The 16,294-nt window shown below is 38.5% G+C and carries 19 protein-coding genes; 6 read left to right on the plus strand and 13 right to left on the minus strand.

Annotated elements, in window-relative coordinates; all coding sequences use genetic code 11:
- The first annotated feature begins 18 nt into the window (after positions 1–18).
- From rsmI to HG567_RS02380, 4 genes are read left to right on the plus strand one after another with little or no spacing between them, the layout of a single operon-like run.
- The gene (gene rsmI / locus HG567_RS02365; RefSeq protein WP_202140030.1) at positions 19–882 is read left to right on the plus strand and encodes a 16S rRNA (cytidine(1402)-2'-O)-methyltransferase; all 864 of its coding nucleotides are present in this window, start codon (positions 19–21) and stop codon (positions 880–882) included.
- Positions 883–894: 12 nt separating this feature from the next.
- Positions 895–1,578, plus strand: a complete 684-nt coding sequence (gene rlmB, locus HG567_RS02370) for a 23S rRNA (guanosine(2251)-2'-O)-methyltransferase RlmB (protein WP_202140031.1) — start codon at positions 895–897, stop codon at positions 1,576–1,578.
- A 12-nt stretch (positions 1,579–1,590) separates the two neighbouring features.
- Positions 1,591–2,565 carry a sialidase gene (locus HG567_RS02375; RefSeq protein WP_202163926.1) on the plus strand — a complete coding sequence of 325 codons (975 nt, stop codon included), beginning with the start codon at positions 1,591–1,593 and terminating at the stop codon, positions 2,563–2,565.
- Positions 2,562–3,383, plus strand: a complete 822-nt coding sequence (locus HG567_RS02380) for a hypothetical protein (RefSeq protein WP_202163927.1) — start codon at positions 2,562–2,564, stop codon at positions 3,381–3,383. Before HG567_RS02375 ends, HG567_RS02380 begins: the two co-directional genes overlap by 4 nt.
- Positions 3,384–3,454: 71 nt before the next feature.
- On the opposite strand, the gene HG567_RS07935 is transcribed toward HG567_RS02380, so the two are convergent.
- The 8 genes from HG567_RS07935 to HG567_RS02415 all read right to left on the minus strand — a co-directional run bounded on the left by HG567_RS07935 (position 3,455) and on the right by HG567_RS02415 (position 9,450).
- Positions 3,455–3,742: a hypothetical protein gene (locus HG567_RS07935; protein WP_338153990.1), complete on the minus strand. Its 288-nt coding sequence runs from the start codon at positions 3,740–3,742 to the stop codon at positions 3,455–3,457.
- Positions 3,743–3,770: 28 nt separating this feature from the next.
- Entirely contained in the window at positions 3,771–3,905 is a 135-nt protein-coding gene (locus tag HG567_RS07940) for a hypothetical protein (protein WP_338153991.1), read from the minus strand.
- A 429-nt stretch (positions 3,906–4,334) separates the two neighbouring features.
- Positions 4,335–5,273 carry an acetyl-CoA carboxylase carboxyl transferase subunit alpha gene (accA, locus tag HG567_RS02390; protein WP_165526481.1) on the minus strand — a complete coding sequence of 313 codons (939 nt, stop codon included), beginning with the start codon at positions 5,271–5,273 and terminating at the stop codon, positions 4,335–4,337.
- 22 nt (positions 5,274–5,295) lie between these two features.
- A complete protein-coding gene (locus HG567_RS02395) occupies positions 5,296–6,534 on the minus strand; it encodes a beta-ketoacyl-ACP synthase II (RefSeq protein ID WP_128078496.1) in 1,239 nt (412 codons plus the stop codon).
- A 103-nt stretch (positions 6,535–6,637) separates the two neighbouring features.
- Positions 6,638–6,874, minus strand: a complete 237-nt coding sequence (acpP, locus tag HG567_RS02400) for an acyl carrier protein (RefSeq protein ID WP_001163106.1) — start codon at positions 6,872–6,874, stop codon at positions 6,638–6,640.
- 230 nt (positions 6,875–7,104) lie between these two features.
- A complete protein-coding gene (gene fabG, locus HG567_RS02405; protein WP_001160859.1) occupies positions 7,105–7,848 on the minus strand; it encodes a 3-oxoacyl-ACP reductase FabG in 744 nt (247 codons plus the stop codon).
- Between the two features lie 38 nt (positions 7,849–7,886).
- Entirely contained in the window at positions 7,887–8,099 is a 213-nt protein-coding gene (gene rpsU, locus HG567_RS02410) for a 30S ribosomal protein S21 (RefSeq protein WP_001117778.1), read from the minus strand.
- Positions 8,100–8,199: 100 nt separating this feature from the next.
- Positions 8,200–9,450, minus strand: a complete 1,251-nt coding sequence (locus tag HG567_RS02415; protein WP_202140034.1) for a hypothetical protein — start codon at positions 9,448–9,450, stop codon at positions 8,200–8,202.
- 172 nt (positions 9,451–9,622) lie between these two features.
- On the opposite strand from HG567_RS02415, the gene HG567_RS02420 reads away from it, so the two are divergent.
- Positions 9,623–9,868: a ribbon-helix-helix domain-containing protein gene (locus HG567_RS02420; protein WP_202163928.1), complete on the plus strand. Its 246-nt coding sequence runs from the start codon at positions 9,623–9,625 to the stop codon at positions 9,866–9,868.
- A 23-nt stretch (positions 9,869–9,891) separates the two neighbouring features.
- Here HG567_RS02420 and HG567_RS02425 read toward each other — a convergent pair whose 3' ends face one another.
- Positions 9,892–10,539, minus strand: a complete 648-nt coding sequence (locus tag HG567_RS02425) for a YkgB family protein (protein WP_202140035.1) — start codon at positions 10,537–10,539, stop codon at positions 9,892–9,894.
- Positions 10,540–10,651: 112 nt separating this feature from the next.
- Positions 10,652–11,473, minus strand: a complete 822-nt coding sequence (gene dapF / locus HG567_RS02430) for a diaminopimelate epimerase (protein WP_202140036.1) — start codon at positions 11,471–11,473, stop codon at positions 10,652–10,654.
- 114 nt (positions 11,474–11,587) lie between these two features.
- Here dapF and HG567_RS02435 point away from each other — a divergent pair, with 114 nt between their 5' ends.
- A complete protein-coding gene (locus tag HG567_RS02435) occupies positions 11,588–12,634 on the plus strand; it encodes an AI-2E family transporter (protein ID WP_202140037.1) in 1,047 nt (348 codons plus the stop codon).
- Between the two features lie 139 nt (positions 12,635–12,773).
- Here HG567_RS02435 and HG567_RS02440 read toward each other — a convergent pair whose 3' ends face one another.
- From HG567_RS02440 to HG567_RS02450, 3 genes are read right to left on the minus strand one after another with little or no spacing between them, the layout of a single operon-like run.
- Positions 12,774–13,646, minus strand: coding sequence for a radical SAM/SPASM domain-containing protein (locus HG567_RS02440; protein ID WP_202140038.1), 873 nt, complete (start codon positions 13,644–13,646; stop codon positions 12,774–12,776).
- Positions 13,647–13,684: 38 nt separating this feature from the next.
- Complete coding sequence (gene ychF, locus HG567_RS02445) at positions 13,685–14,785, minus strand: redox-regulated ATPase YchF (protein ID WP_202140039.1); 1,101 nt, start codon at positions 14,783–14,785, stop codon at positions 13,685–13,687.
- 1 nt (position 14,786) lies between these two features.
- Positions 14,787–16,271 (minus strand): leucyl aminopeptidase, encoded by a 1,485-nt coding sequence (locus tag HG567_RS02450; RefSeq protein WP_202140040.1) that lies wholly within the window; start codon positions 16,269–16,271, stop codon positions 14,787–14,789.
- Positions 16,272–16,294 lie beyond the last annotated feature (23 nt).

The following is a 16,294-nucleotide window of genomic DNA, read 5'->3' on the forward strand; positions in this document are numbered from 1 at the left end:
TAAAAAGCGTGGCTTTTTGTGCTGTATTTTTTGCCCACTCCTATAGGTAATCTCGCTGACATTACGCTACGCACACTAGAAGTTTTAGAGCGTTGCGAGGTTTTTTTATGCGAGGATACAAGGGTGAGTAAGAGGTTGTTGCACTTGCTCGCACAAAACCCTATTATTAGCCATTCTTTCCCTAATATCGCTACTAAAAAAAGGGAGTTTATCGCTTTCCATTCACACAACGATCAGGAATTTTTAAACCAAATAGAGCTTTCTTTTTTTGACAAAGAAATCGCTGTGATGAGCGATGCGGGCATGCCAAGTTTGAGCGATCCAGGCATGAGTTTAGCCGCTTACGCTTTAAAACACAACCTCCAATACGATGTTTTGCCCGGGGCTAACGCGCTCACTACGGCGTTTTGCGCGAGCGGGTTTTTAGAAGGGCGGTTTTTTTATGCTGGCTTTTTACCCCATAAAAGCAAGGAAAGGCGCTTAAAAATCGCTAAAATTTTAAACGCTTTAGCGTATTTGGAAGAAAAAACCCCGGTGGTTTTTTATGAAAGCCCGCACCGATTGTTGGAGACTTTAAAGGATTTAAACGATTTGGCTCAAGGCATGCATTTGTTTGCGGCTAAAGAGCTTACCAAACTCCACCAGCAGTATTATTTAGGAGAAATTTCTCAAATCATAGAGCGGTTGCAACAAAATAATATCCAAGGGGAGTGGGTTTTAGTGCTTTTGAATGAAAAGAAAATAGAGCCTTGCATGGGGCTATCGGCGTTATTGGAGTTGGATTTACCTCCTAAAATTAAGGCTAAAATTGAAGCCGCTATGACGCAAAAAAACGCTAAAGAGCTTTATTTCCAGCGTTTGTTAGAAGAAAAAGATCAATAAAAGGGGTTTAGCATGCAAGCAGTAATTTATGGCAAGCAGGTGATTATGCATATTCTAAACTCTCACAAAGAAAAATTGCAAGAAATCTATCTTTCTAAAGAAATAGACAAAAAGTTTTTTTTCGCGCTCAAAAAAGCATGCCCTAATATCATTAAAGTAGATAATAAAAAAGCACAAAGCTTGGCTAAAGGGGGGAATCATCAAGGGGTTTTAGCTAAAGTAGAACTGCCTTTAGCGGTTTCTTTAAAAGAGATTAAGAAAGCTCAAAAACTTTTGGTGCTTTGCGGGATTACGGATGTGGGAAATATTGGGGGTATTTTTAGGAGCGCGTATTGCTTAGGAATGGATGGCGTTATTTTAGATTTTGCTAAAGAATTGGCTTATGAGGGGATTGTGCGATCCAGCTTGGGGCTTATGTATGATTTGCCTTTTAGCGTTATGCCTAACACGCTGGATTTAATCAATGAATTGAAAACGAGCGGGTTTTTATGTTTGGGCACGAGCATGCAAGGCTCTAGCCAAGCAGAAAATCTATCCTTAAAAAAATGCGCTCTTTTTTTAGGGAGCGAGCATGAGGGGTTGTCTAAAAAAATCCTTGCTAAAATGGATACTATATTGAGTGTAAAGATGCGAAGAAATTTTGATTCGCTCAATGTGAGCGTGGCAGCAGGGATCTTAATGGATAAAATCAACTAGGTGGTCAATTGAATGGAACAGAATAAAAAAAGTTTAGAAAATTTAGATCTTTCTGATGTTCAAAACATTTCTAAAGATATTTCTGGTGCGGCTTTAGAAGAATTATCGCTTAAAAATTTAGATAAAAATTTGCAGATTTTAAGAGAAGTTGGAGTGGCAGAAATTTGCAAAGCGACTAAAATCGCTTCTAAAAATATCCATTCTATCTTGGAAAAGCGCTATGAGTCTTTATCAAGGGTGCATGCTAGGGGTTTTATACAGATTTTAGAGCGTGAGTATAAAATTGATTTGAGCGCATGGATGAAAGAATTTGATAAGGTGTGCACTTTTAAAGAGGGTGTGAGCGAAGAGCAAAATCAAGAAACAGACCCCGAAGAAAAAACAAAAAACCCTTTGAAAGTTGAGATAGATTATAGCATCAATCAGGCCAATACTTCATTGTCCAAAAAATCTTCCAAATGGAAACCCTTTGTTTTGGTTTTAGGGGTGGTTGTCATTGTTTTAGCGGTCGTTATCATTCAAAACAGCTCTTCTTTAAAAGAAGAAAGAGAGCAAGAAAGCGCTATTAAATCCGGCACTAAAAAGAGTTCTTTCAATGACGCTAATCTTGCAGAAGAAAACAAGCCAGAGACAACGCCTAATCCAGAAGAAAAACAAGAAAAACAAACAGAACAAGACAAGCAAGAAAAAGAAGCGATCAAAGAAGATCCTAACACCATTTATATTATCCCTAAACGAGATATTTGGGTGGAAGTGATTGATTTAGATGAGAAAAAAAATTCCTTTCAAAAGGTTTTTAAAAAAAATTATTCTTTAGAAACCAAAAACCACCGCTTGTTGTTGCGTTTTGGGCATGGGCATCTTAGCCTTAAAAACAACCATCAAGAACAAAATTATAACGACAACAAAACTAGGCGGTTTTTATACGAGCCGGCTAAAGGCTTAACGCTCATCAACGAGGCCCAATACAAAGCACTCCAGCGATGAAAAACCTTTTTTTAGCTTTTATTGTTGGGGGAACGCTATTAAGCGCTGATGCTTTAAACGATAAGATTGAGAATTTAATGGGGGAACGCGCTTATCAGGTGAATAAGCATTTTTTGGAGCGTTTGTTTAAAAATCGTAAGGATTTCTATGCAATGGGGCGTTTGGATTCTTTAAAACTGCTCAACACTCTCAAAGAAAACGGGCTTTTGTCTTTTAATTTTGACAAGCCAAGCATGTTAAGAATCACTTTCAAGGCTTCAAGCAATCCCCTAGCGTTTGCCAAAAGCATCAATAATTCTTTGAGTATGATGGGGTATTCGTATGTTTTACCCATTAAAATGCAAAGCTCTTTGGGCGAGAATGTTTTTTCATACGAGCTTAAAACGGAATATGTTTTAGACCCTAACATTTTGATAGAAACGATGAAAAGGCATGGTTTTGATTTTACAGATATTAGACGGGTGTCTTTAAAAGAGTGGGAATACGACTTTGTCTTACAAAAAATCAAGCTTCCTAATGCGAGAGTCTTAGCTTTGAGTAGCGATCCTGTGGAATTTAAGGAAGCGAGCGGGAAGTATTGGTTGAGCGTGAATCAGAATGCGTATTTAAAAATAAGCTCTAATAACCCTTTATGGCAACCCAAAGTGATCTTTTATGATGAAAACTTAAAGATCATTCAAATCATTGCTAAAGAAAACAGACAGCAAGAAATCGCTCTTAACTTGCTCAATGGCGTGCGTTTTATCCATATCACTGACGCGAAAAACCCTATCATTTTAAAAAATGGGATCAGCGTGGTTTTTGATGCGATGCCTTAAGTAGGGGTAACCCTTATCCAATTGATTGGAATATAATAAAATACGCTTTCAGGCTTGAAAAAAAGAGAGCCTTAATAATAGCGATCCACCCAATATTTACCAAAAAAAATCTTTTGTATCACACAGCCCACCAATAGCCCAGCTCCCGCTTCTATAAAAAGGACAGCCCACCAATTAATAAAACCAAACCATACAAAAAACAAATGCGCTGGTAAAGCGCCAAGCAATAGTGAAACGCCGCTCACAATAGAAATTCCAAAGCGGGTTTTAAGGATTTTACCTTTTTTGCCAAACGCCATGTCTGCTACAAATTCCCCACTAAAAGAAATCAAAAACCACCCAATCAAATGTTCAGGCATCAATAACCAATCAACTGCACTACTTCTATTAACCGCTGTAATTAACCGCTGTAATGACAAAAAGTGAGAAAAAATACACGCTTGCAGATGCAAAATGCCTACCCCTATTCCTTAAAGACCAATTCCTAGAAAAGCGGCTTTTGATTTTTTCATGTGTAACCATAGGATTTCTTTCTTTTTTAAAATACCATTAGACCTAACTTTTGTATTGTAAAATAAGAATGCTTTCATTCAACACGCCGAGCATGATGATTGTCTTTTTATATTCAAACAAAAGGAGAGAATAGCAGATTGGTAACACAATGATGTTTTTTATATTATTTTACAAACTATGTAAAATATTCGCTTTTTTCTAAAATAATAGCAAGCAGTGAAAAATTTGGCTTTGTTTTTATTGAGCGTTGGTTATAAAAAAATATTGCATTTTTTAAGATTGGATAGTAGAGGGTTTGATTTTATTCAAGCGGTATTTTTTAAAGCGGTTTTAGGGTCTTAGGGGGATTTTAGTTGGGGAATTATTTCAAAACACCCCTTATTTCTTTAAGAGAATAAGTTTAAAATAAAGTTTAAACACACAAAGTTTTTTATAGATCTAATTCATTCCCTCCACAAACGAACCAAGCGACATTAATTTTTGATAGCGGTTTTCAAGGAAATGAGGGTCTTGTTGGATAGCCCTTAGAGCGTCTAAAAAATACTCTTTGATCGTGTTAGCGGCTGAAAATTTGTCTCTATGAGCCCCTTTGCTAGGCTCTAAAATAATATCATCAATAAGCCCCGCCTCCTTTAAGTCTCTAGGCGTGATTTTCATCGCTTTAATGGCCACTTCAGTCTTGCTAGGGTCATCCCAAAGAATCGCCGCACAACCTTCTGGGGATATAACGCTAAAAATGGAATATTCCATCATAGCCAATTTGTCAGCCACTGCAATCGCTAACGCACCACCACTGCCCCCTTCACCGATAATTACAGAAATAGTAGGGACTTTTAAGGAAGCGAACTCTTGGAGGTTTTTAGCGATCGCTTCACTCTGGCCTCTTTCCTCTGCGCCAATTCCCGGATACGCCCCGGCTGTATCTACAAGCATTAAAATAGGCAAATTAAATTTTTCAGCAAATTTCGCCATTTTCAAAGCCTTACGATAACCACAAGGGTTAGGCATGCCAAAATTTCTTAAGAGCTTGTTTTTAGTCCCTCTGCCTTTTTCTTCTCCGATCACCACAACCGGAACATTATCAATTTTCCCTATAAAACACACAATCGCTTTATCATCGTTATAGTGCCTATCCCCAAAGACTTCATACTTATCTTTTAAGATGAGATCAATGTAATCCATAGCGTAGGGTCTGTCAGGGTGTCTTGCTAACTGGAGTTTTTGAAAATCAGTGAGATTGGAGTAAATGCTTTTAACTTCCTTATCCAATCTTTTTTCTAAGATTTCTTTAGCGTCCTCATCGCCTCTAATAAGGGCTAATTCAATTTCATTTTGAATCTCTTTAATATGATTTTCAAAATCTAAATAAATGGCCATTCAAAATCCTAACTTTGTAAAACTAGGCTTTTTTGAAAATCACAACACCATTAGTGCCACCAAAACCAAATGAGTTACTCATCACCGCATCCACTTGTTTTTCTCTAGCCGTATTAGGGATATAATCTAGATCGCATTCTGGGTCAGGCGTTTCTTGATTGATGGTAGGAGGTAAGATCCCTTGATTCATAGCCATGATAGAAATAACGGCTTCTAACGCACCCGCAGCGCCCAAGCAATGCCCAATCTGCCCTTTAGTGGAGCTGACGGGAGGGACTTTGTCTTTAGAGCCAAACACATTTTTTAGAGCGATGCTTTCATACCAATCGTTATAATGCGTGCTAGTCCCATGAGCGTTCACATAGCCTACTTCCACTTTCGCCATTTCTAAAGCCATTTTCATGGCTCTAAAAGCCCCTTCACCCTCAGGGGCTGGGGCTGTGATGTGGTTAGCATCGCCGCTCTCGCCATATCCGGCAAATTCTGCATAAATTTTTGCTCCTCTTTTTTTCGCGCTCTCGTATTCTTCAAGCACCAAAGCCCCAGCGCCTTCGCCCATCACAAAACCATTGCGATCCTTATCAAAAGGTCTTGAAGCTTTTTTAGGCTCATCATTCCTTGTAGAAAGGGCTTTAATGCTCGCAAACCCTCCAATCCCTACAGGACAAATGGTGGATTCCGCTCCCACGACTAGCATTTTATCAGCCCCATTAAGCAAAATGGTTTTAACCGCTTCAATAATGGCATGAGTGCCTGCTGCACAAGCCGTTACGCTAGAGAGATTAGGCCCTTTAATGCCAAACTCAATGGAAGTGAAACCACCAATCATATTCACTAACGCAGAAGTGATAAAAAAGGGATTGACTTTTCTAGGGCCTTTTTCAAAACAAAAAATGGAATTCGCTTCAATATTACCTAACCCGCCAATCCCAGAGCCAGAGCTTACGCCCATGCGGTTTGCCAATTCTTCAGGGCATCTATTGTGAGCGTCTAAAATCCCACTATCTTTCATCGCCTCTCTTGTGGCTTTCAAGGCTAATTGAATGAAACGACCCGCCTTTTTAACATCTTTGGGATTCATCACCTCTGTAGGGTCAAAGTCAGTGATTTCTCCAGCAATACGCACAGGAAACGCGCTCGCATCAAAACTTTCTATGTTTTTGATACCGCATTCCCCTTTAGCGATCGCTAAAAAAGAATCTTCTTTATTTAAACCTAGCGAATTGATCATTCCCATTCCAGTTACTACAATCCGACGCACCAATAGCTCCTCATTTCAAAAACTTTCATTCAATAAAACTAGATTTTAGCTAAAGCTAAATTTTGACTAAAACCTGGAGACAAACCGCTCCAAGTTAAAAAGATTAAGCTAGTTTATTATCCTCAATATACTTCACCACATCGCCCACATTGACGATTTTTTCCGCTTGCTCATCAGGAATCTCAATGCCAAACTTTTCTTCTAACGCCATGATTAATTCCACGACATCTAAAGAGTCCGCACCCAAATCCTTCACAAATTCCGCCTCTGGCGTAACTTGCGCCACATCCACATTCAACTGCTCAGCAATAACTGCCTGAATATCTTCAAATAAAGCCATAATTAAAACTCCCTTGTTTTGTAAAAATTAAATCAACCATTCATTGGAGCGTTTATTTTTGCTCCAAAACATCTAAAATCCTATACAACAAATAAATTACAATGAGAAACAATATTAAGTAAATAATCCCCATTTGATAATAACCTCTTTGTTTTAGAATAACCTCATAATGTTAGCATGATTTTTGCTACTTACAAACTTTTATCGCTAAAAGAACCCTTTGTTTAGGATTACATATAAAGCCCGCCATTGACTTTGAGAGTCTCTCCAGTGATGTAACTAGAGTGATCGCTCAAAAGAAACGCTACCGCTTCTGCCACTTCCTTAGCAGATCCTAGCCTGTTTAAAGGAATGTTTTTAACATAATCCGCTTTGAGTTCATCTTTCAAAGTGGCGTTCATGTCGGTTTCTATAAAGCCTGGCGTTACAGAGTTGAAACGAATATTCCTCAAAGCTCCCTCATAAGCAAAGGACTTGCTCATCGCAATCATCCCCCCCTTACTCGCTGAGTAGTTTGTCTGCCCCATATTGCCTCTTTCACCAATGATAGAAGCGACATTAACCACGCTCCCAAAACGACTCTTACTCATCACCTTTAAAGCTTCTCTGCAACCTATAAAAGCTGAAGTGAGATTATTGTCTATGACATGGTGAAAATCTTCTGTTTTCATTTTGATCGCTAATTTATCGCGCACCACACCGGCGTTATTCACCAAGTAAGACAAACCCCCATCGCTTTGGACAATGGTTTGTATCGCTTCAACAAAATCGCTTTCAGAAGTCGCATCAAATTTAATGACAGCTGCCTTATAGCCTTTTTCTTCAAGCTCATTTTTCAAAGCGTCAGCCACTTCAGCATTACTGCGGTAATTGATCCAAACTTTCAGCCCCATAGAAGCGAGAGTTTTGGCGATTTCGGCCCCAATGCCTTTAGAAGCCCCGGTAATGAGAACATTTTTCCCTGTGAATTGCATTATTCAATAATCCTTAAATTTTAAATTCGTTCAAGTTCTTATAGTCTTGATTCATAACGCCTTAACATATAAAGACGCTTTAAGACTTTCTTTTTAGCACTGATTTTTTGTTTTTTGCGTTTTTCAGTCTTAGACTCAAAGAACCTTCTAGCACGGCATTCTGTTACCACCAAATTGCGATCGGTTTGCTTTTTGAATCTCCTGTAAGCTTCATCAAACGCATCGCCTTCTCTAACCTTAATCCCTGGCATACTGCTATCACCTCTTTTCCATAGCTTAAAATCATTGCTTAACAATGGCTACAAATGAAACAGCATTATATAAGACGAATTAACTGGTTGTCAAGAATTTTCACTTTTTTCTAGCAATTTTGTTAATAAGGTTATAAGGATCAAAGGCAACCGTCATATACACTTGGTAAGATTCTGACCAAGGTAAGCTCCTATCAAAGCCCCCACGCATCGCATTAAGCACGAAATTGATGCGGACCGATGCGAAGTCGTTTTTCCAATTGTAATAAAAATCAAAACGGTTATACATGTTGGCTTGAAAGAATGGCACGCCACGATAAATAGGCGTGGGGCAGTAAGAAGGCGTGCAATACATTTCAACATATTGGTATTGGTTATAAAAAGGCATTTCTGGGGTCTTGGCGAAGAAAAATAAATTGTGGATGCCAAAGCCTTTGTATTGGATCTCCACATCAAATTGCCCGCCCACGCTGTTCATAAAAGGCACATTTTTGTGGATTTGCCTTAATCGGCTTAATTCAGAAACCATGCCAAAACTAGCGTTGAGCTTTTCCATAAAGGGAGCGATGTCTAAAAGGCTTGTCCCTATGTAAGCGTTAAAGTAGAGGCGATCCATAAGATAAATATTATTGCTATCAATCGCCTTTTTTTCATTAAATTTCATGCCATCAGCCCCATTTAAAAGGTATTTGTCTTCGTTATGGAACAAGACAAAATACCCTCCAATACCCAATAAATCCTTAAAGAAATTATAAGCGACGGAGCCGTTCATTTGAAACCTATCCATTGCGTTCCCATAAGGGTTTCTCCCAAACTTACAAGTGTTGTAACAATTGCCTCCAAACCAATCTAGCATGAATTCCGCATGCCCATAATAGGGTTTTGAAGGCGAATAATGGTTTTGAAATTGCAATAAAAACCCTCTAGCGTTGGGATCTATAAACCAATAATAAGGGGCAAAAATATTCAAACCATACCTCCCTAAGAGGTTTTTTCTAGGAAAGATGCCACCATAAAAAGTAAAACGCTTCCCTCTAGCCTTATAATACATAGTAGGCCCCCAACGGTAGGGAAAATTAGTGCTGTAGTTATGGAAGTTTTGAAAGAAATACGCCCCCACAGTCAAGCTTTGCTCCACACCTCTTGTATAAAATTGGATCCCAAAATTTGGAGTTAGACGGGTTTTAAGATTGGTGTTAGTATTGACCCAATAAGGCGTTGAGCCTTCATGGTCCATGATGAACATATTGAAACCCAGATTGTATTTAAAAATATTCCAATCAAAAGCGTAAGAATTAACCGCCAACAAACAGACCAGAAAAGAATGTTTTAAAAAGGTGTTTATTGCCACTTGTTGCCCCTATGTCATCATTATTTTTGATAAAAAAGCTTATCTTGTAACAAATGGGTATTCTAGCACATCTAAAAATATTTTTCTTTAGATTTAATATAAAATGGCGTTTATTTCATGTTAGAATAGCCGTCATGATATTACTACACACTAACTAAAAAAGGAAATTTTAATGGAATTAGGAAATAAAAATATAAAACCCGGTCGCAAGCGTGTCGCTGTAGATGAGTTGAAACGCAATTTTTCAGTTACTTTTTATCTCTCTAAAGATGAGCATGATGTTTTAAGACGACTAGCGGATGGAGAAGTAGAAAGCGTTAATTCCTTTGTCAAACGCCACATTTTAAAAACAATCATTTATAAAAAAGGCACTAACCAAGATCCTTCTATCAATTATGATTCTTCTAGTAGGCTTTAAGCCTACTTTAAGGTATTCGCTCTTTAAGAGCAACACCCACTAGAGCATTTAGTTTTAATCCCTGCCGATGAGCGATCCATCAAGCAAAACCCTTTACCCTCCAAATAGCGTTTCGCATCAAATCCGGCCACAAACAAGCCTCCAGCAAATAACGCCAAGTCTTTAACCACTAACCTTCCAGCCCCAGAAAGCCATGGGAAATGCTGATTGACAAACACTTCTGGCGTTGTGAATAAAAAGGATAGAGTCGTGATCGTCATTCCAGCGACAAGCAAGCCCCCAATCACGCCTATTAAAGGCATCCAAAGCCCTAAAAGCACCAAAATACCTAGGATCATAATCGTGATCCCTAAAGCTTCAGCCACTAAATAAGTGCGGTTTTCTTTATGCCATTCTTTGTTTTCAACGATTTTAGGGTCATCTTGCATTTCTTCTTGCATGGATTGGGATTCAGACATTTTGTGTTGTTTGTATGCGGGCTTTTCAAATTTATACATGAAAGAAAAGAAAGGGGAATTAGCCACAAAAGGAGCGATCCCTTCGGCTTCATACGGCACAAACTTAAGCCCTCCAATCCAAATAAAAATGATGAAAATAGCTATATGCATCAAATAGCCGCCTAGATTCTGGAGTTTTGTAATCACTTCAAGCAATGATTTTAACGCTTGCATGGTTTTATTCCTTTAGGATATTTTTTATATTGCTAAAAACAACTCACAAATGATAGCGCATTATGTTTAATTACGATAAAATCATTTTAATTACCATTACAAGAAATAACGATCAAAAACACCCATTTTCAAAAACCCTCATGCCCAAAACGCTCATGCCGATATAACGCACCGCGCCCTTATAAAAAATCCCATCATTTTTTAAAGAAAGCTCTAAAGATTCGTTGCTTTTAGGGATGAGAGTGGCTTTTTTAGGCGTGTTATGAAAAAGGTGCGCGGCGATAAAAACCGCTGCCATGCCTGTCCCGCAAGCTAGCGTGAAATCTTCAACCCCCCTTTCATAAGTTTGTAAAAAAATCGTCTCTTCATTTTCTATAAAAGCGATGTTAATATTAGCGTTAAACGCATGCCTTAAAGCCCTTAATTCCAGCGTGTTAAGGGAATTTAATAACCTTTTATTTTTCACAAATCCCACTAAATGCGGCACTCCTGTATCTATGAGGTAGAAAGTAGGGATATTTTCTAAAACGCTGTTATTAGTAAAAAATTTTTTGCATCTTAAGGCGGGTATGGTGTCTAGGATTTTGTAGTTACCGAGATTGCTCTCTATGATATTGGGTTCTTCTATGCAAATAGAAATCTCTCTTTTTCCGGCTAAAAAAACATGGTTTTTAGAGGCTATAGCATGTTGGTAGGCAAATAACCCCACGCAACGGCTCGCATTCCCGCACATGCCAGCTTTAGAGCCGTCTGAATTGTAAAAATCCCATTCGTAGTCATAATCTTTACTCGGTAAGACGACCACAAGCCCATCAGCCCCAAAACCTTCATGCCTATGGCACACCTGTTTGGCTAAATTGGAAAAATCTTTTTTTTTGAAACTTTGAACGATTAAAAAATCATTCCCGCTCCCTGAATATTTGTAAAATACCATCTGTATAAGCCTTTTTGATTTTAATTATAAGTTAAAAGAGGTTTTTTATCCTTAAAAGAGCGTTTTTTAGCTAACATTTAATAATTTTTGGTTCAGTTTAATGGGGATAATTTCATGAAAGCTCAGTATTTCTTTTGGATTCTTTTTTTGATTGGTTTTTATTGGATGATCTATTTGTATCAAGATTTTTTAATGGATGCGCTGATTGCTGGGCTTTTGTGCGTGGGGTTTTTTCAAGTGAAAGTTTTTTTAGATAAGCGTTTTTTCAATGTTGTCAGTTCGTTTTTATGCGTTTTGGTTTTAGCGAGCGTTTTGATCGTGCCGTTGTATTTTATTGTTTATAAAAGTTCTAATATCATTTTTGAAATCAATTTTGAAAAATTTTCAGCCCTAATCAAATGGCTTAAAGGGACAATCACTGAAAATTTATCGCATTTTCCTGCCATTCGTGATGGAGCGAGCAAGTTTTTAGAAAATTTTAGTGCCGCTTCCATCACGGGTTATTTGTTGAAAATAAGCAGCTATGTGGGAAGATACAGCTTGAAACTCATTACAGACGCCTTGTTTATCTTGGGGCTGTTGTTTTTCTTTTTTTATTACGGGGAGAGATTTTATCGTTATTTTTTGGGGGTCTTGCCTCTTGGAATCAATCAAAGCAAAAAGATTTTTGAAGAAGTGGCTGGGATTTTACGCATCGTGCTTTTAACTTCCCTCATCACGGTTATTTTAGAGGGCGTGGCGTTTGGGGTGATGATCGTATGGTTTGGGCATGACGGCTGGTCTTTAGGGATTTTATACGGCTTGGCGTCTTTGGTGCCGGCTGTTGGGGGGGCTTTGATTTGGATCCCCATAGCAATTTATGAGCTTTATCATGGGAATGTGAATGAGGCGATATTTATCGCTTTGTATTCCATTTTATTGATTAGCGTGCTGATTGATAGCGTGATCAAGCCAATTTTAATCGTCTTCATCAAAAAAAGAATCTTTAAAACCACCCTTAAAATCAATGAAATGCTGATTTTCTTTTCCATGATTGCTGGGATTTCACAATTTGGTTTTTGGGGGATTATCGTAGGGCCTACTATCACGGCGTTTTTTATTGCGTTACTGCGGTTGTATGAGAATTACTTTATCCAAAACGATCAAAAAGCATGCGAATGACATAAGCCCATGGCTCACAACGAAATTTTTAAAAATGATATATAAGAGTAAGAAATAACCATTCTTATGAAGAATTTTCAAACACCTCATTCAATGCGAACGCAAATTCAAACCCATATCTTATAGATAGATGCAAATTTTATTTTTTATAACGAATGAGAGGGTAGGAGCAGTTTTTGCATAAAAGTTCTAACGCTTCGCCCTTTAAAAAATGGGTTTTGATGGCCATAGCTTTTTGGCTGTTTAAAATATCTTTTAGGGGCATATGGTTTAAATCGCCAAGGTTGATATGAGCTTGCGTGTCCATGCAGCACGGCACGACAACGCCATTGGATAAAATAGCGACTTGTTTAATAAGCCCGTAGCAATAGGGGATTTTTGATTCTTGGTTTAAAGGATTTTGGGCGTTCAAATTCGGCCATTTAAAGGTCTTTTGGATATTCAAAAAACTTTTTTTAAACAAACGAGCGCGGCCTTGCGATATTAGAGTCTCTAAAGAAATACATTCAAAGCTTTCTAAAAAAGGCTTGATCAAATTTTGGTGTTTTTCAAGGGTTCCATCTTGAATGCGTAAATTCAAAAACACTTCGCTATTTTTTTCACATTTGTAGCGGCAAAATTCTAAAATTTTTTGGATATAGCGGTGCTGGTTGAGTTTGTTGTGATGGTCTAGCCCTGCGTCTAAAGAAATAGAGATTTGATAGATTGCATCTTGTAAAAGCGTCTCAAAATCGTGCAAATACACCCCACTAGTAACCAAATCCACTTTCAAAGAAAAGCGTTTAGCGGTGCTTAAATAGCGGTTTAAATTTTTGAGCTTGCAAGGATCGCCTAAGACATGCAAGGTGATCATTTGGGTTAAGGGGGCCGCTTCTTTGCAAACTTTTTCAAATAATTCTAAAGGCATCACGCCTCTGATATTTTTAGGGTTAGGGCAAAAACTGCATTGCAACCCGCAAATATCGCTTAACTCTATATAGATTTTTTTAAAAAGTTTCTTGTTGGGTGTCAATTCTTATGAAAAAATAGTAACGCTTGTTTGAAAAGACACTAAACATTGAAGCGAAAATGCAACACATCGCCATCTTGAACGATATAGTCCTTACCTTCAATGCGTAACGCTCCCTTTTCTTTCGCTCCGGCTTCGCCCTTATAAGCGATAAAATCATCATAACTGATGGTTTCAGCTCTGATAAAGCCTTTTTCAAAATCCTTATGGATCACCCCAGCAGCCACAGGCGCACTAGAGCCTTTTTTAATCGTCCATGATCGCACTTCCTTGACTCCAGTGGTAAAATAATTGATCAAGCCTAATTCCTTAAAACTCAAACGAATGGTCTTTTCTAGCCCGCTTTCTTCTACGCCCAAGCTTTGCAAAAATTCTTTGACTTCATCTCCACTCATAGAAACCATTTCTTCTTCCAATTTAGCACACAAGGCGACAAACTCGCTATTTTGCTCTTTCGCATGGTTTCTGACTTTTTTGGCATGCTCATTGAGAATATTTAAATCTTCTTCGCCCACATTAGCGACATAGATCATTTTTTTATGAGATAAAAAGCGCAATTCCTTGTCCAATTCTAAAAAAGCCTCGCTTGCATTCAAGGGAAAAGTTTTTGCTGGCTTTAATTCTTCTAAATGCGTTTTTAAACTCAAAGCGCATTCTAAAAGATTTTTAGCGTCTTTTGAGCTTTTTAGGGCTTTTTGCAAGCGATCGATCCTTTTGTCTAGAGTGGCAATATCCGCTAAAATCAACTCCAATTCAATGATCTCTATATCATTTAGGGGGTCAATTTTATCGTTCACATGCGTGATATTGTCATCTTCAAAACAGCGTACCACTTGCAAGATCACTTCGCATTCCTTGATATTGGCTAAAAATTGATTGCCTAAACCCTCCCCCTTGCTCGCTCCCTTAATCAATCCGGCAATATCCACAAATTCCACCACAGAATGCAAAATGCGTTCAGGCTTTATTATTTGAGCCAACGCATCAAGCCGCCTATCAGGCACATTCACGATGGCTTTATTGGGTTCAATGGTGCAAAAAGGGTAGTTCGCACTCTCTGCGTTTTGGGTTTTAGTGAGCGCGTTAAAGGTGCTGGATTTGCCCACATTAGGCAAACCCACAATGCCTACAGACAAGCCCATTTCAAGCCTTTTTCAAAAATTCTTCCACAAAAGCTGTGCATGCTCTAACCCCAGCCCCACTCGCTCCAAAGCTATTCACATCCCATTCTTTTTCCACATAAGCAGGGCCTGCAATGTCAATGTGCAGCCACTTATCCTTAAACTCATCTCTAATAAACTCATTTAAAAACAAGCCCGCTGTGATCGCACCGCCATAGCGTGAAGAAGAAATATTGCACACATCAGCGATTTTAGATTCGATCAATTTCTTTAAATGGCGGTTAAAGGGGAGTTTGGCTAATAATTCGCCGGATTCTAACCCTGAAGTTTCAAAGAGGTTTTTTAACTCTTCATTATGCCCCATGATCGCTGAAGTGAATTCGCCTAAGCCCACAACGCATGCCCCGGTAAGGGTCGCAAAATCCACGATCACATCAGGGCTTAAATCTTGAGCGTAGCTCAAACAATCCGCTAAAACCAAACGCCCCTCAGCGTCGGTATTGCGCACCTCTATGCTCTTGCCTTCTTTGGAGATCAAAATATCATCTGGTTTATAAGCGGCCGGGCCTATCATGTTTTCTGTAGCCCCAATAATGCCATGCACTTCAGCTTCCACGCCCAATTTGGCTAATGCGTTTAAAAGCCCAATCACCGCAGAGCCACCGCCTTTATCCGCTTTCATGGTAACCATGTGGTCGGCTGGTTTCAAGCTCAAACCCCCGCAATCATAAGTCAAGCCCTTACCCACTAAAGCGATTTTTTTCTTCGCTTTTTTAGGCTTATAGACTAAATGAATCAAGCGGGGAGGATTGACGCCAAGAGAGGCTTTATTGACCGCTAAAAAGGCGTTCATTTTCTTTTCTTCTAAAAATTTTTCATCATGAACATGGATTTCTAAATGGTTTTCTTTAGCCACTTTTTGCGCCACTTCAGCCATATAAACCGGGGTGGCAATCATAGGGGGGGTATTGACTAGATCCCTAACGATATTCAAGCTTTCTGTCATGATTTCAGCGTATTTTAAAGCTTCTTTCGCGCTCTTTTCTAAAGAATTTGCGCAAGTTTTTTCGCAAGGCTTGTGCAATTCCAAAGCGACAATTGCTTCTTTTAAAACGCTTTCTTTTTTGTTGGATTTAAAAGTGTCGTATTCATACAAGCCTAATTTCAAGCCCAAAAACAACGCTTTCAAGTTTTCTAAAAGCGCGTTATCTTTAGAATGGCAAGTATAAACCCCCACTTTAACGCTTTTAAAAGCGAGTTTTTTAAGGGCACGAACGGCTAAACATGCACTCTCTCTTAATAAATGCACATCGTCTTCTTTAACGCCCGCGTACAAGATTTTATTTTCTTGGTCTAAAAACACGCCTTCGCCTTCGTATTTAAAGGTTTCTAGCAATTCTTTATTTTTGACCCAAGCGTGATCAAAATCCTTATTGACAATAAAAACTAAACTGCATTCAGCTTTTGCGTTTTCAAAAGTGGTTTTTTCTAATTTGATTTTTAACATAAAGTCTCCTTTTTTAATTTCAT

Source organism: Helicobacter pylori (genome assembly GCF_016755635.1).
In the GTDB taxonomy this organism is placed as follows: domain Bacteria; phylum Campylobacterota; class Campylobacteria; order Campylobacterales; family Helicobacteraceae; genus Helicobacter; species Helicobacter pylori_CQ.